The following is a 17,334-nucleotide window of genomic DNA, read 5'->3' as shown; positions in this document are numbered from 1 at the left end:
ACCAGATGAGCCACGACCAGATCCGCCGCCTCCTCAACCAGGTGACGGGAGAGCTGCGCTCGGCCAGGGACGAGCTGCGCAAGATCCGCGAGCCCGTCGCGATCGTCGGCATCGGCTGCCGGTTCCCCGGCGGCATCGGCTCGCCGGAAGACCTGTGGCGCCTCGTCGCCACGGGCGGCGAGACCCTGGGCGGCTTCCCCGACGACCGGGGCTGGAACCTGGACCGGTTACGCCTCGCCGACGCGGAGGCGGGCGGCCCGCCCTTCGCCGAACGCGGCGGATTCCTGTCCACCGCGACGGAGTTCGACGCCGGGTTCTTCGGCGTCTCCGACCGCGAGGCGCTGGCCATGGACCCGCAGCACCGGCTGCTCCTCGAGGTGTCCTGGGAGGCGGTCGAGCGGGCCGGCGTGAATCCCTCGACGCTGGCCGGACGGCGGGCAGGCGTGTTCACCGGCCTGGTCCATGACCACGGCACCTCCCTGTTCGACGCCCCGGCCGCCCTCGACGGCTTCCTGGGCCTGGGCAGCTCGGGCAGCCTGGCTTCCGGGAGGGTCGCGTACGTGCTCGGCACCGAGGGCCCCGCGGTGACGGTGGACACGGCGTGTTCCTCCTCGCTGGTGGCGCTGCACCTGGCGGTGCGCTCGCTGCGGTCCGGCGAGTGCGATGTGGCGCTGGCCGGTGGCGCGACGGTGATGTCGTCGCCGACGACGTTCGTCGAGTTCAGCCGCCAGCGGGGCCTCGCCCCCGACGGCCGGTGCAAGGCGTTCGGGGCCGGCGCGGACGGCACCGGCTTCGGCGAGGGCGTCGGCGTGCTGGTGCTGGAGCGGCTGTCGGACGCGATGCGGGCCGGCCACCGGGTGTGGGCGGTGATCCGTGGCTCCGCGCTGAACCAGGACGGCGCGTCCAACGGCCTGACCGCGCCGAGCGGGCCCGCGCAGCAGCGCATGATCAGGGACGCGCTGTCCGACGCGGACCTGACCGCGCAGGACGTCGACGTGGTGGAGGCGCACGGCACCGGCACCGCCCTCGGCGACCCCATCGAGGCGCAGGCACTGCTGGCGGCCTACGGGCAGGGCCGCTCGACGCCGCTGTACCTCGGCTCCGTGAAGTCGAACATCGGGCACACCCTGGCCGCCGCCGGGGTGGCCGGTGTGATCAAGATGGTCATGGCGCTGGAGCACGGGGAACTGCCCAGGACCCTGCACGCCGACGAGCCGTCGCCGCATGTGGACTGGTCGTCGGGCGCGGTGGAGCTGCTGACCGAGCACGTGCCGTGGCCGGTGACCGGCGCGCCGCGCCGGGCGGGCGTGTCCTCGTTCGGGGTCAGTGGCACCAACGCGCACGTGATCCTGGAAGCCGCGCCCGAGCCGGCCGAGCCGGCCGCGACGGCGGAACCCGCCCCCGTACCGGGGGTGTTGCCGTGGATCCTGTCCGCCGAGGGCGAGGCGGCCCTGCGTGGCCAGGCCGACGCGCTGGCGGACTGGGTGTCCTCAAGGGACCCGGTCTCACCGGCCGCCGTCGCCCGGGCGCTGGTGACCGACCGGGCGCTGCTGCGGGATCGCGCGGTGGTGCTGGGCGCCTCGACCGGCGACCTGGTCCGCGGCCTGCGCGACGGCGCCGCCGTCGTGGGCCGGCCGGTGCCCGGCGACACCTGCTGGCTGTTCACCGGGCAGGGCGCGCAGCGCCCCGGTGCCGGCCGCGAACTCGCCGCGCGTTTCCCCCTGTTCGCGTCGTCGCTGCGCGAGGTGTGCGCCGAGCTGGCCCCGCACATGGACGGCGATCCGTACGCGCGCATGCTCACCGGGGCGCCGGGCGCCCTGGACCGTACCGAGCACGCGCAGCCCGCGGTGTTCGCGCTTCAGGTGGCGATGGCGCGGCTGCTGGAGTCCTGGGGCATGGCTCCCGACGCGGTGGCCGGGCACTCCGTCGGCGAGATCGCGGCCGCCCACGTGGCCGGGGTGCTGTCGCTGCCCGACGCGGCGCGGCTGGTCACCGCACGGGCGTCGGCCATGGGGGCGCTGCCCGAGGCCGGTGCGATGGTGGCGGTGGAGGCGACCGAGGCCGAGGCGCTGGCCGTCCTCGACGACCGGGTCGCGCTGGCGGCCGTGAACGGTCCCCGGTCCGTGGTCCTGTCCGGTGACGAGCGGGCCGTCCTGGCCGCCGCGGGCGCCTTCGCCGCGTCGGGGCGGCGGACCCGGCGACTGCGGGTGAGCCACGCCTTCCACTCGCCGCTGATGGTCCCGATGCTGGCGCCGTTCAGGTCGGCGCTCGTCTCTCTCACCGTCGGCCGGGCCGCCGTCCCGGTCGTCTCCACGCTCACCGGCGACGTCGCCGATCCGGACAGCTTCGGCTCCCCCGATCACTGGCTGCGGCATGTGACCGCGCCGGTCAGGTTCCTCGATGCCGTGGGGACGCTGGAAGGGCTCGGCGTGCGGACCTTCCTGGAGCTGGGCCCGGACGCCGTGCTCGCCGCGATGGCGCAGGAGTCGGCCCGGCGCGACGATGTGCTGGGGGTGCCGCTGCTGCGCCGGGGCCGGCCCGAGGAGTCGGCGTTCCTCACCGGCGTCGCCCAGGTGCATGTGCGGGGCGGTCATGTCGACTGGGCCGCGCTGCTGCCGCCGGCGCCCCGGGCGGAGCTGCCGACGTACGCGTTCCGGCGTCGCCGGTACTGGCTGGGCGGCGGGTCACCGACGTCACCCGCAGCGCCGTCGACGCCATCGGCGCGGGAGCCGGCGGCCCGGGAACCGGCCGACCTGCTCGGGATGGTGCTGCGGCACTGTGCCGCCGTGCTGACGGGCACGGACGACGGCTCGGTCGACCCGGACCGGGCCTTCAGCGAGGCCGGGCTGACCTCGATGGGCGCGGTCGAACTGCGCAACCGGCTCGCCGCCGCGACGGGCCTGCGCCTGGACGCGTCGCTCGTGTTCGATCACCCCACTCCGGCCGCGCTCGCGCGCTTCCTCGAAGGCGGACCGGCCGGTGCGGGAGAGGCGCGGGCCGGGCTGCCGGCCAGGGGTGTGCCGAGCGACGAGCCGCTGGCGATCGTCGGGATCGGCTGCCGCTTCCCCGGTGGGGTGGCGACCCCCGGGCAGTTGTGGGACGTCGTGTCCGAGGGCCGGGACGTCATCGGCGGGTTCCCCCGCGACCGTGGCTGGGACCTGGCGGACCTGTTCGACGACGACCCCGACCGGCCCGGCCGGACCTACGCCAGGGAAGGCGGCTTCCTCGACGGCCCCGGCCTGTTCGACCCGGGGTTCTTCGGGATCGGCCCCCGTGAGGCGTTGGGGATGGACCCGCAGCAGCGGTTGCTGCTCGAGGTGTCGTGGGAGGCGGTCGAATCCGCCGGTATCGACCCGGCCTCGCTGCGCGGCAGCCGCACCGGCGTCTACACGGGCATCGCGTTGCTGGACTACGCCGACGACCCGGCCGCCGTGCCCGACGAACTCCAGGGCTACGCGACGACCGGTGGCGCGGCGAGCGTCGCCTCCGGCCGGGTCGCGTACGCGCTGGGCCTCGAAGGTCCGGCCCTGACGGTGGACACGGCGTGTTCGTCCTCGCTGGTGGCGCTGCACCTCGCCGGGCAGGCCCTGCGCGGCGGCGAATGCGACCTGGCGCTGGTCGGCGGGGCGACGGTCATGTGCAGTCCCAAGGCGTTCATCGAGTTCAGCCGACAGCGGGGGCTGGCGCCGGACGGCCGGTGCAAGGCGTTCGGGGCCGGCGCGGACGGCGTCGGCTGGGGCGAGGGTGCCGGAGTGCTGGCGGTGGAGCGGTTGTCGGACGCCCGGCGGCACGGCCGCCGGATCTTCGGGATCGTCCGGGGCTCGGCCGTCAACCAGGACGGCGCCTCCAACGGGCTGACCGCGCCCAGCGGCCCCGCCCAACAACGGGTGATCCGGGACGCGTTGGCCGACGCCGGGCTGGAGCCGGGCGACGTCGACGCGGTGGAGGCCCACGGCACCGGCACCACCCTGGGCGATCCCATCGAGGCCCAGGCACTGCTGGCCACCTACGGGCAGGGCCGCTCGACGCCGCTGTACCTCGGCTCCGTGAAGTCGAACATCGGGCACACCCAGGCGGCGGCCGGTGTCGCCGGAGTGGTGAAGACGCTGATGGCCTTCGCGCACGGCGTCCTGCCCCGGACGCTGCACGCGGAGGTTCCGTCGCCCCACGTGGACTGGGCACGGGGCTCGGTGGAACTGCTGACGGAGAACACGGTGTGGCCGCGGGCGGGCAGGCCGTGGCGGGCCGGGGTGTCGTCCTTCGGGGTGAGCGGCACCAACGCCCACGTCATCCTCGAAGCGCCGCCCCGCCCGGACGGGGCCGCGCGCACCGGGCCCGACGCCGTGTCGCCGTTGGTGCTGTCCGCCCACTCGGCGGCCGCCCTGACCGAACAGGCCCGGCAACTCGCCGCGCGCTGGGACGACTTCGCGCCCGCCGAGCTCGCCCACACCCTGGCGGCGACCCGTACGAGCCTGCCGCACCGCGCGGTCGTGGTGACCGGCGCGCGGGACGGCCTCGTCGCGTTGGCGGACGGCACCCCGACCGAGGACGTGATCCACGGCGGCGCCGCCAGGCCCGGCGGACTGGCGTTCCTGTTCACCGGGCAGGGCGCGCAGCGGGCCGGCATGGCCGGGCGGTGGTACGAGGCGTATCCGGTGTTCGCCCGCGCGCTGGACGAGATCTGCTCGCACTTCCCGCACCTCGGTCTGCGCGAGGCCCTGCTCACCGACACGACACCGGTGGACGACACCGCCATCGCCCAGCCGGCGCTGTTCGCCGTCGAGGTCGCGCTGTTTCGGCTGCTGTCGTCCTGGGGCGTCCGGCCGACGCATCTGGCCGGCCATTCCATCGGCGAGGTGGCGGCGGCCCACGTCGCCGGTGTGCTGTCGCTGGCTGACGCCTGCCTGCTGGTCGGCGAGCGCGGACGGCTGATGGCCGCCATGCCGGACGGCGGCGCCATGGTGGCGGTGCGGGCGACCGAGGACGAGGTGCGCGCGCTGCTGGCCGGGCACGAGGACCAGGTGTCGGTCGCCGCCGTCAACGGGCCGGACGCCGTGGTGCTGTCCGGCACCGGCACCGTGCTGGCCCCCCTCGTGGCGGAGCTGCGGGCCCGCAGCCGGCGCACGCGCCCGCTGCGGGTGAGCCACGCCTTCCACTCCCCCCATGTGGACGCCGTGCTCGACGAGTTCCGGGCGGTGGCCGAGCGGATCGACTACCAGGTGCCGAGGCTGCCCCTGGTGTCCGGGGTGACCGGCACGCTCGCCGACCCCGCGGACCTCTGCACACCCGACTACTGGGTCGGGCAACTGCGCGCGGCGGTCCGGTTCCACGACGCCGTACGCACCCTGCGGGCCGAGGGCGTGGACGCCTTCCTCGAACTCGGTCCCGACACGGTGCTGGCGGCGTCGGCGGCGGACTGCCTCGCCACCGACGACGACCCGGCCGGCCCCGCCGACGTGCCGGTCGTGGCCGTGGCACGACGCGGCCGGCCCGAGGTGCGCACGCTGCTGACGGCACTGGCGCACCTGTACGTCCACGGCCGGCCGGTGGACTGGACGGCCGTCACGCCCGGCGGCCGCACGGTCGACCTGCCGCCGTATCCGTTCCAGCGCCGGAGGTACTGGCTGGCCCCCGGCCGGCGGACCGAGCAGACCGAGCAGAGCGCAGTGGGGCACGCGCTGCTCACCGCCGCGATCGACATGCCGGAAAGCCTGGTCCTCACCGGCAGGCTGACCTCCGCCACCGCCTGGCTCGACGACCACGTCGTGTTCGGCGGCGTCGTGGTGCCGGGCGCGGCGGTCCTGGACCTCGCGCTCACCGCGGGCAGGGCCGTCGGCTGCCCGGCCGTCGAGGAACTGACCGTCGAGGCGCCCCTGACGGTCCCGGCCGAGCTGCGGATCGTCGTGACCGCCCCCGACGAGGCAGGCCGCCGGCCGATCGAGGTGCACGCCCGTCCCGAAGCGCCGGACGCCGACTGGGTACGCCACGCGACCGGACTGCTCCACGACGTCGCCCCCACAGCCGCGCCCGCCACGGTCTGGCCGCCGCCCGGCGCCGCCGCCCTCGACACCGGCGGCCTCTACGACCTGCTGGCCGAGCGGGGGTTCGACTACGGCCCGGCGTTTCGTGGACTGACCGCCGCGTGGCGCCGTGGCGACGAGGTGTTCGCCGAACTCACCCTGCCGGGGGTCGCGGGCACCGCGCCCGGTGGTGGCCTCCACCCGGCCATGGTCGACGCTGCCCAGCACGCCCTCGCCCTGCTCGACGATTCCGGGACCGACGGCCGGGTCCCCTTCTCCTGGCACGGGGTCTCGGCCGCCCACCGCGAGGCCGGCCGCGCCCGGGTCCGGGTGGCCCGGGTCTCCGACGACACGGTCACGCTCACCGTGTGGGACGAGTCCGGCGCCGTCCTGCTGTCCGTCGACGCGCTCACCCTGCGCGCCCTGCCACCCGCACCGGCCGACGCGGTCCCCGGCGCGTTGTACGAGGTCGGCTGGGCCCCCGTGTCCGCCGCCCCGGCCGTGTCCACCGACGGTGTCACCGTGCTCGCCGTCCCCTCCGGGCCGTCCGTCGTGGACGCCGCGCGCACCGCGACCGAGCTCGTCCTCGCCGCTCTCCAGGACCCGGGCCCCGGTGACGCCCCGCTGGTGATCGTCACGCGCGGCGCCCTGAGCGTCGAGGGTGAGGAGATCACCGATGTCGCGGCCGCTTCCGTGTGGGGCCTGGTCCGCTCCGCCCAGACCGAACAGCCGGGCCGCTTCGTCCTGGTGGACACCGACGGCGACGTCACCGGGATCCTGGCCACGGCGCTCGCCACCGGCGAACCTCAGCTCGCCGTCCGGGCCGGCCGGCTGTTCGCGCCGAGGCTGCGGACGGTGGCCCCGGATCCCGGACCCACCCCGCCGGACCTCCCGGGGGACGGCACGGTCCTGGTGACCGGAGGCACGGGCGGCATCGGCTCCGTGATCGTCGGACGGCTCCTCGAATGGGGCGTCCCGCACATCACCGTGCTGGCCCGTCGGGCGACGGACCTGGGGCTGGGACCGAGGGTGCGGGTGCTGGCCTGCGACGTGGGCGACCGGGAGCGACTGGCCACCGTGATCGGCGGGTTGGGCCGGCGGGTGAGCGGCGTGGTGCACGCGGCCGGGGTGTCGGCGGACGGGGTGATCGGGTCGCTGAACCCGGAGCGGCTGCGGGAGGTGATGCGCCCGAAGGCCGACGCGGCCTGGTGGCTCCACGAGTTGACGCTGGCGGACCGGCCGGACCTGTTCGTGCTGTTCTCGTCGAGCGCGGGGGTGTTCGGGTCGCCGGGCCAGGCCAACTACGCGGCGGCCAACGCGTTCCTGGACGCACTGGCGCGGCACCGGGCCGCCCTGGGCCTGCCCGCGCAGTCGTTGGCCTGGGGCACCTGGGAGCAGCGGACCGGCGTCACCGCCCATGTGACCGAGGGCGACCTCGCCCGCATGGCCAGGTCCGGCATGCTGACGCTGGACACGGACGCGGCGCTGCGGCTGTTCGGCCAGGCGTTGTCGAGTCGGCGGCCGGTCCTGGCGCCGATGCGGTTCGACGCCGGCGCGGCCCGCAGGAGCGGCTTCGACGCGTCGGTGCTGCGCGAACTGGTCGGCGCGCCGACGCGCCGGACGGCCGGTGCGCAGCCCCCGGACGCCCTCCCGCTGCGGCGGTCGCTCGCGACGGCGGCGCCGCCCGAGCGCCACCGGATGATCGCCGCCGAGGTCCGTCGGCACGTGGCGTTCGTCCTCGGCTACGACGAACTGCCCGACTCCGACGAGCGCGAGCTGAACGAGCTCGGCCTGGACTCGCTGACGGCGGTCGAGCTGCGCAACCGGCTCGGCACGGCGACGGGCCTGCGGCTGCCGGCCACGCTCGCCTTCGACCACCCGAGCGTGGCGCGGATCGCCGAGTTCGTCGCCGCGGAACTGGAACCGAGCGCCGACGCCCCCGCCGAGGTGGTGCTCGACGGCATCGAGGACCTGGGGCGGGTGCTGGACGCCCTCGATGTGAGCGCGGCGGCGCGGACCCGGGTCACCGCCCACCTCCAGGCGCTGCTCGCCCGGTGGCAGGGCGAGCACGCCGGCACCGCGACCGGCGACGTGCGAGACGGACTCGCGGACGCCGACGAGCAGGAGGTGTTCGCGTTCATCGACGCGGAGTTCGGTAGCCCCTCAGCCTGATCCGCTTGAGCCGGAGGAACAGTCCCATGACGGACAACAAAACCTTGCAGTACTTGAAGAAGGTCACCGCCGATCTGCACGAGACCCGACAACGCCTCGCCAGGGCCGAAGCCGACCGGCACGAGCCGGTGGCGATCGTGGGGGTGGGGTGCCGTTATCCGGGCGGGGTGGAGAGCGCGGAGGGGTTGTGGGGGGTGGTGTCGGAGGGCCGGGACGTGGTGTCGGGGTTCCCGGTGGACCGTGGCTGGGATCTGGCCGGTCTGTTCGACGAGGATCCGGATCGCCGTGGTCGGTCGTATGCGCGGGAAGGGGGGTTCCTGCATGAGGCGGGTTTCTTCGACGCGGGGTTCTTCGGGGTCGGTCCGCGTGAGGCGTTGGGGATGGATCCGCAGCAGCGGTTGTTGCTTGAGGTGTCGTGGGAGGCGGTCGAATCCGCGGGCATCGACCCGCTCTCGCTGCGCGGCAGCCGCACCGGCACCTACACGGGGCTGATGTACCTGGACCACGTCACCCGTCTCTCGCCCACCCCCGAGGACGTCGAGGGTCTGCTCGCCGCGGGCGGTGCGGGCAGCGTGGCATCGGGGCGGGTGGCCTACCTGCTGGGTCTTGAGGGCCCGGCGCTGACCGTGGACACGGCCTGCTCCTCCTCCCTGGTGGCGCTGCACCTGGCCGTGCGCTCCCTGCGGTCCGGCGAGTGCGACATGGCCCTGGTCGGCGGTGCGGCGGTGATGTCGACACCGATGACGTTCGTCGAGTTCAGCCGCCAGCGCGGTCTGTCCCCCGACGGCCGGTGCAAGGCGTTCGGCGCGGGCGCGGACGGTGTCGGCTGGGCCGAGGGCGTCGGTGTGCTGCTGGTGGAGCGGTTGTCGGACGCGGTCCGGGCCGGCCGCAGGATCCTCGGGGTGGTCCGGGGAACGGCGATCAACCAGGACGGCGCCTCCAACGGACTGACCGCACCGAGTGGCCCCGCCCAACAGCGGGTGATCTGGGAGGCGTTGGCCGACGCCGGACTCAAGCCGGACGAGATCGACGTAGTGGAGGCCCACGGCACGGGGACGACCCTGGGCGATCCGATCGAGGCCCAAGCACTGCTGGCCACCTACGGGCAGGGCCGTTCGACGCCATTGCGTCTGGGGTCCGTGAAGTCGAACATCGGGCACACCCAAGCGGCGGCCGGAGTCGCCGGAGTGGTCAAGATGCTGATGGCATTCACCCACCAGGTCCTCCCCCGCACACTGCACATCGACGAACCATCCCCCCACGTGGACTGGTCACAAGGCTCGGTGGAACTGCTCACCGAGAACATCCCCTGGCCGACGACCGGACGACCACGCCGGGCCGGAGTGTCCTCGTTCGGAGTCAGCGGCACCAACGCCCACGTCATCATCGAAGAACCACCACCCTCACCACAGCACGACAGGGAGGGCGCCGAACCGGCCGTCGTGCCCTGGCTGCTGTCCGCGAAAACACCCGAGGCACTACGCGCACAGGCATCGAAACTCACGGACTTCCTGACCGAGCATCATGAACTACGGCCCAGCGACGTCGCCTACTCACTGATGTCCCGCACGGCGTTCGAACACCGCGCGGTGGTGATCGGTACGGCCGAGCCGCCGACGGCCTGGTTCGACGAGTCGCCGAACGTGGTGCGGGGCAAGGCAGGTCCGGCCGGGGCGGGCGTCGTGTTCGTGTATCCCGGCCAGGGCGGCCAGTGGGCGGGTATGGGCCGGGAGTTGCTGGCGACGTCCGAGGTGTTCGCCGAGTGGATGTCCCGCTGCGACGAGGCGCTGGCGCCCTGGTGCGGCTGGTCGGTCCTGGACGTGGTCAGGGGCGCCGAAGGGGCGCCGTCGCTGGACCGGGACGACGTGGTGCAGCCCGCGCTGTTCGCGATGATGGTGTCGCTGACGCAGGTGTGGCGCGCTCTCGGCGTCACACCGACGGCTGTGGTGGGGCACTCCCAGGGGGAGATCGCGGCGGCGTGCGTGGCCGGGGCTCTGACGCTGGCGGACGCGGCGCGGATCGTCGCCGTACGCAGCCGGGTCCTGAGCACGCTGGCCGGGAGCGCGTCGATGGCGTCGGTCCGCCTGCCGGCCGAGGAGGTCGAGGCGTCGCTGCCGCCCGGGGTGACGGTGGCGGCGGTCAACGGGCCGGCGGTGGTGACGATCGCCGGGCCGACGGACGCGGTGGAGGGCGTCGTGGCCCACTACAAGGAACGCGACGTCCAGGCCACGGTGTTGCCCGTCCGCTACGCCTCCCACTCACCGCAGATCGAGGAGATACGGGACCGGCTCATGGTCGAGCTGGGCGAGGTGGCGGCCCAGGACGCCGAGGTGCCGATGCTGTCCACGGTGACCGGCGAATGGCTCCACGGGCCGGAGCTGACGGAGAAGTACTGGTACCGCAACCTGCGCGAGCCGGTCCGTTTCGCCGAGGCGGCGGACCGCCTGGTCGCGTCCGGCCACCGGGTCCTCGTCGAGGTCTCGACCCACCCGGTGCTGACCCCGGTGACGGCGGCCGCCCACGACGTGACCATGACCGGGACGCTCCGCCGCGACGACGGGTCCATGAGGCGGCTGCTCACCTCGGCCGCGGAACTGTACGTGAGCGGTGTCGCCGTCGACTGGGGCGGCACGCTGCCGGGGGCGAGCGCGGTGCCCGTCCCGACCTACGCCTTCCAGCGCGAGCACTACTGGCTCGACTCTCCGGTGCTCACCGCCGCCGCCCCGGTGCTCGAATCGGCCTTCGCGCTCCGGTGGGTACCGGCTCGTCGCGGCGCCCCGGGGCCGGACGACGTCACCGTGCTGACGGCCCGCACCGAACCGGGCGAGCCGGTCGACCGCGCCTGCGCCATGGCCGGCCGGGTCCTCGCCGGCGTACAGGAATGGCTCACCGGCCGGCCACGGGACGGCGCCCGCCTCGTCGTGGCCACCACCGGTGGCACCGACCCGGCGTCCGCCGCCGTGCGGGGCCTGGTACGCGCGGCGCAGGAGGAGAATCCGGACCGGATCGTGCTGCTGGACGGGGTGGACGGCGACGACGTCGCCGAGGCGGCGCGAGCGGCGATCGCCTGCGGCGAGCCGGAGGTGACCGTCCGCGACGGGAAGGTGCTGGTGCCCCGCCTCGAACCGGTGGCCCCGGGCACCGCCGACGACACGGTGCTCGACCCGGCCGGCACCGTCCTCGTGGTCGGCACGCCGGAGCCGGCGCTCCTTGACCATGTGCGGGCGCGCGGCGCGCGGCACCTCACCGAGGTGACCGACGTCGAGCGGCTGGCGGAGACCGTCGCGGGGCTGTCCCGGCCGTTGACCGGCGTCGTGTACACGATGGGGCGGGTGTCCGACGGGGTCCTCAGCGCTCTCACCGCCGAGGGGTTCGGCGAGGCCGTTCGCGCGGCGATCGAGCCCGCCTGGCGCCTGCACGAACTGACCCTCGGCCTCGAACCGGCGCTGTTCCTGCTCGCCTGCCCGCTCTCCGCGCTGCTGCCGGGCATCGGGGAGGCCGCGACGGCGAGCGGCGCGGCCTTCCTCACGGCGCTCGCGGGACACCGGGCGGCGGACGGCCTGCCCGCGCGGGTGGTGATCTTCGGGGACGACGGCCGGTCCGGCACGGTCCCGCTGAGCACGGAACGCAAGGCCGAGCTGCTGGGGAGCGCCGGCCCCGAGGCCGTCCTGCTGGCGGTCGACCGGACCGCCACGCCCGAGCGCGTACCCGCGCTGCTGACGGGGCTGATCCGCGCGCGGGTCACCCCGGGCGAGGACGGGAAGGAACTGCTGGCCGGGCTCAGCGACGCCGACGCGCGGCAGGCGTTGATCGAGCTGGTCCAGACGAGGATCGCCGCCGTGCTCGGACACACCTCGACGGTCGAGGTCGACCCCGCGCGGGCCTTCCGGGAGCTGGGGCTCGACTCACTGCTCGCGGTCGAGCTGCGCAACCGGCTGAACGCGGCCACCGGCCTGACGCTGCCCGTCAGCGTGGTTTTCGACCAGCCGAACGTCGTCGCCCTCGCCGAGTACCTGCACGCGGAACTCGCCCCGCCACCGCACCGGCCGGCCGACTCGGTGTACGCCGAACTGGACCGGCTCGACGCCCTGTTGGCGGAGCTCGACGACGCCGAACGGCCCGGCGTGGTCGACCGTCTGCGCACGCTCGCGTCCGCCCTGGCCGCCCCGACGGCGGTGGACCGGGCCGACGTGCAGGCGGCCACCGACGAGGAGCTGTTCACCCTCATCGACGGCTTCGACGCGGAACTGTGACCGGGAGGTAAGCCCATGGAGAGCACAAGCGCGGCAAGCACGGAGGACCGGCTCCGGGCGTATCTGAAGCGGGTGACCGGCGACCTTCAGGCCGCCACCGCGAGGATGCGCGAGCTGGAGTCGGAGGCACGCGAGCCGGTGGCGATCATCGGTATGGGCTGCCGCTGGCCCGGCGGGGTGTCCACCCCGGACGAGCTGTGGCGACTGATCATGGAAAGGGGGGACGCGCTCACGGAGTTCCCGCGCAATCGCGGCTGGGACATCGACGGCCTGCACGACCCGACGCCCGGCGTCGAGGGACGTACCTATGTGCGGGCCGGTGGTTTCCTGCCCGACGCCGACCTGTTCGACGCCGAGTTCTTCGGCATCGGGCCGGCCGAGGCGGAGATGATCGACCCGCAGCAGCGGTTGCTGCTGGAAACCTGCTGGGAGGCGGTGGAGAACGCCCGCATCGATCCGACGTCGCTGCGGGGCACCGACACCGGTGTCTTCCTCGGGGTGGCCCACCAGCCGTACGGCAGCGCCGCCGAGGCGTTTCCCGACGGCGGCGCCGACCACCGGATGACCGGGGCGATCACCAGCGTCGCCGCCGGCCGTGTCTCGTACACCCTCGGCCTTGAGGGACCGAGCCTCGCTCTCGACGCGGCCTGTGCCTCCGGGCCGGTCGCGCTGCACATGGCCCGGCAGTCGTTGTGGCAGCGGGACTGCTCGCTGGCGCTGGTCGGCGCGGCGACCGTGATGGCCGACGCGGCGATCTTCCTCGAGTACAGCCGGCACGGCGCGATGGCCCCGGACGGCCGCTGCAAGTCCTTCTCCGCCGTGGCCGACGGGGCGGGCTGGGCCGACGGGGTCGGGGTGTTCGTCGTGGAGCGGCTGTCCGACGCGCTGCGCCACGGACATGAGGTGCTGGCCGTGGTGCGGGGCAGCGCGGTCAACCACGACGGCGCCAGCAACGGCCTGACCTCGCCGAACGGCTCGTCGCAGCGCCGCATGATCCGCAAGGCGCTGGCCGACGCGAGGCTGTCGCCCGCGCAGGTCGACCTCGTCGAGGGGCACGGCACCGGCACACCGCTCGGCGACACCATCGAGGCGGGGGCGCTCGTCGCCGCCTACGGCGCGCGGCGTGAACGGCCGCTGTGGCTCGGGTCCGTGAAGGCCAACATCGGCCATCCGCAGGTCGCGGCCGGTATGGCCGGGCTGATGAAGACCGTCCTCGCGCTGCGGCACGCCACCCTGCCGCCGACCCGGTACGCGGACCGGCCGACCGACCAGGTGGACTGGGGCGACGGCGCCGTGCGTCTGGTCGCGGAGGCGGCGCCCTGGCCGGAGACCGGGCGGCCCCGTCGCGCCGGGGTGTCCGCGTTCGGGGTGAGCGGCACCAACGTCCACACGATCCTCGAGCAGGCCCCGCCGGTGCAGGAGCCGCCCGCGGGAGCCGACCACCCGGTGCCCTGGGTGCTGTCGGCCCGTACGCCTCGGGCGCTGCGGCGCCAGGCCCGCCGTCTGCTGGAGCATCTGACGGACCGGCACACCGCCAAGGACGTCGGGTGGTCGCTGGCGACGACCCGCACGGTGTTCCCGGTACGGGCGGCCGTGCTCGGCGACACGGCCGAGGAGCTGCGCCGCGGGCTGGCGGCGCTGGCCGACGGCCGGCCCGGAGCGGTGTGGGCGCGGGCGGCCCGGCGCAAGGTCGTCTTCGCCTTTCCGGACGCCGAGGTGACGCGGATGGCGGACCTCGCCCGGTCCTGGCTCGCCTGCGGGGTCAGGCCGGCCGCCGTGATCGGCCACCGCATGGCCGACGACGGGTCGATCCCACCGGACGCGTTCGACCCCGAACGCTGGCTGCGGGAGTCGGCCGGGCTGGGCGACTGCCTCGTCGTGGAGTTCGGCCCCGACCCGGTCGTCGGTGCGCTCGCCGACACCGACGCCGACACCGACACCGTCGTCGTTTCGGCCCACCGGCACGGCCGCGTGCTCGACGCGCTCGCCGTGGCCCACACCCACGGGGTCGAGGTGGACTGGCGCGCGGCGTTCGCTGGTCTCGACGCCCGGACGGTCTCGCTGCCCACCTACGCGTTCGAACGGCAGGCGTTCTGGCTCGGGCGGGAAGACGAGGTGCCGGTATGACCGACACACCGTTCACCGGCGAGTTCTGGGCCGGCACCGCGGCCCGGCAGGAGGAGACGTTCCGTGAACTGCGGCGGCAGCCGGTGCGCCGGCACCCGGTCCTGCCCGAGGCCGGCGTCCTGTCCGACCGGGTGGGGGACGGCTTCTGGGCGGTCGTCCGGCACGAGGACATCCTCACCGTCAGCCGGGACCCGGCCACCTTCTGCTCCGGCCAGGGCATGCTGCTCGACGACTTCCCACCGGAGATCCTGCGGGCCAACCAGTCGTTCATCGCGATGGACGACCCGCGCCACGCCCAGCTGCGCCGGCTGGTGCTCGCCGCCTTCACCCCCAGGCGGCTCGCCCTCGTCCAGGGCCAGATCGAGAACCAGGCCCGGCGCATCGTGGACGACCTGATCCGGACGGGGGACTGCGACTTCGTCGCCGAGGTCTCGCGCGTACTGCCGGTCTGGACCGTCGCCGAGATGATGGGCGTCCCCCAGGAACTCCACGACGCCCTGGCCACCGCCGCCGACGTGCCGCTCTCGGTGCACGAACCCTCGGTGTCCCAGGGCCGCGACCCGATGGCGGTGGTGGCGGAGGCGGTCGACTTCGTCGTCGGGACCGGCCGGGAGCTGGCCGCGGCGCGCCGCGCCCGTCCCGAGGACGACCTGATGACGAGCCTGGTGCAGGCCGAGATCGACGGCGAGCGGCTGACCGACGCGGAGATCGGCGCGTTCTTCAGCCTGGTGGTGACCGCGGGTTTCGACACCACCCGCAACACCATCAGCCACGCCATGCTGGCGCTCACCGAGTTCCCGGCCCAACGCGAGTGGCTGGCGGCGGACTTCGGGAACCGGGCCAGGACGGCCGTCGAGGAGTTCGTCCGCTGGGCCTCCCCCGTGCTGACGTTCCGCAGGACCGCCACCCGTGACGTCGAGCTGGGCGGCGCGAAGATCCCGGCCGGGGACAAGGTGGTCATGTTCTATCTGTCGGGCAACCGGGACGAGCGGGTGTTCGCCGACGCGACGGCGTTCGACCTCAGCCGCTCCCCCAACCCGCATGTGGGGTTCGGCGGCGGAGGGCCCCACCACTGCTTCGGCGCCATGGTCGCCCGTATCCAGCTCACGGCGCTGTTCGGTGAGCTGCTGCGCCGGGTGCCCGGCATCCGGGTCGGCGATCCGGTCTATCTGCGCAGCAACTTCCTGCACGGCATCACCTCGCTGCGCTGCGAGATCCCGTAACGACTCCACCGAGGAGCAGTGACCATGACGGAAACCCCGTACCCGTTCGGCGAACCCGAGCGGCTGGACCTGGACCCGCGCTACCTCGCGTTGCAGAGCGACGATCCGGTGACCCGGGTCCGCATGCCCTACGGCAGCCCCGCCTGGCTGCTCACCCGCTACGAGGACGTGAAGCTGGTGCTGGCCGACCCCCGGTTCAGCCGGAGGCTCGCCAGCGGCGAGGACGAGCCGCGCCGCACGCCGGAGGTGATCGACGACGGCATTCTCAGCATGGACCCGCCCGACCACACACGTGTCCGCCGGGTGGTGGCCGGCGCCTTCACCATCCGGCGTGCCGAGGAACTGCGCGAGCGGACCCGTAAGATCGCCGACCGGCTGGTGACCGAGTTCGTGGACCGTGGCGCGCCCGCCGACCTGCTGTCGGACTTCGGCAAGCCGCTGCCGATCGAGGTGATCGGCGAGTTGCTGGGGGTGCCGGCCGGTGAGCGGCCGGCGTTCCAGGTCAACGCCGACGCCTTCATGTCCGACACCGCGCTCTCTCCGGAGCGGGGCCGGCGGCACTTCGCCGACATCAAGCGGCAGATGGCCGAACTGCTCGACCACCGCAGGCGGCATCCGGCCGACGACCTGCTCGGCATGATGGTGGCCGCGCAGGCCGACGGCCGGCTCACCGAGCCGGAACTGGTGCGCATGGCGGTGTTCCTGGTGATCGCCGGCTACGAGACGACCGCGCGGCAGCTCGCCAACTTCGTCTACACCCTGCTCACCCGGGACCGGTGGGCCGACCTGCTGGCCGACCGGTCGCTGGTGCGGGGCGCGGTCGAGGAACTGCTGCGGGTGGTCCCGCTGGCCGCGTTCGCGCAGTTCCCCCGCTACGCCACCGAGGACGTCGAACTGTCCGGGGTGCTGGTGCGGGCCGGAGAGCGGGTGATTCCGGTGCTGGCGGCGGCCAACCTGGACCCGCGGGTGTTCACGGATCCCCATGAGCTGAACTTCCACCGCGACGAGGCCACCCACCTCGGCTTCAGCCACGGCATCCACCGCTGTCTCGGCGCGCCGCTGGCGCAGATGGAGCTCGAGGTGGGGCTGACGGTGCTGCTGGACCGGCTGCCCGGCTTGCGGATCGCGGCGGCGCCCGGGGAACTGCGGTGGAACACCGGCATGCGGCTGCGCGGGCTGAACAGCCTGCCCGTCGCGTGGTGAGGGGAGGGCCCTCTCGGGCAGTCGTCGATGCCCTTTCGGGATCCGCTTCCCTTTCCAATCATTTCTATGTCAATCTATATGACACGGGGGATAGTTTCGGGTAGTGCCTTTCGCGCCATACGGCCTTTTCACCGGCCTTCCGAAGAAAACTGTGCAAACAGGTTCGGAGTCACATGCTTAATTCCCGTGTGTCATCAGTTCGGGCGGAAATTGAAGTCGGTAGCGAAAATATCGAGCAGACGACCAGAGGCCGGCACCTGACCTGTGTCGGCCAGGACTCCGGGCCGCCGCCCCCCTCCGACCGGCCAACCGTCTGGCTGGTCGATCCCGACCGGG

At 74.0% G+C, this 17,334-nt stretch carries 4 protein-coding genes and 1 pseudogene; all 5 read left to right on the top strand.

Annotated elements, in window-relative coordinates; translation table 11 throughout:
- The first annotated feature begins 5 nt into the window (after positions 1-5).
- The 5 genes and pseudogenes from IAG44_RS43925 (at position 6) to IAG44_RS38905 (ending at position 16,998) form a co-directional block, all read left to right on the top strand.
- A complete protein-coding gene (locus IAG44_RS43925) occupies positions 6-8,192 on the top strand; it encodes a type I polyketide synthase (RefSeq protein WP_187751761.1) in 8,187 nt (2,728 codons plus the stop codon).
- A 68-nt stretch (positions 8,193-8,260) separates the two neighbouring features.
- Positions 8,261-12,445: pseudogene (locus IAG44_RS38920) on the top strand (type I polyketide synthase); the annotation flags it as partial.
- Between the two features lie 15 nt (positions 12,446-12,460).
- Entirely contained in the window at positions 12,461-14,572 is a 2,112-nt protein-coding gene (locus tag IAG44_RS38915; protein ID WP_246562419.1) for a type I polyketide synthase, read from the top strand.
- Entirely contained in the window at positions 14,569-15,795 is a 1,227-nt protein-coding gene (locus IAG44_RS38910) for a cytochrome P450 (RefSeq protein WP_187751759.1), read from the top strand. Before IAG44_RS38915 ends, IAG44_RS38910 begins: the two co-directional genes overlap by 4 nt.
- 24 nt (positions 15,796-15,819) lie before the next feature.
- Complete coding sequence (locus IAG44_RS38905; RefSeq protein ID WP_187751758.1) at positions 15,820-16,998, top strand: cytochrome P450; 1,179 nt, start codon at positions 15,820-15,822, stop codon at positions 16,996-16,998.
- Positions 16,999-17,334: the final 336 nt, after the last annotated feature.

Source organism: Streptomyces roseirectus (assembly GCF_014489635.1).
Classification (GTDB): Bacteria; Actinomycetota; Actinomycetes; order Streptomycetales; family Streptomycetaceae; genus Streptomyces; species Streptomyces roseirectus.
This window is presented reverse-complemented; position numbering and strand designations above follow the sequence as displayed.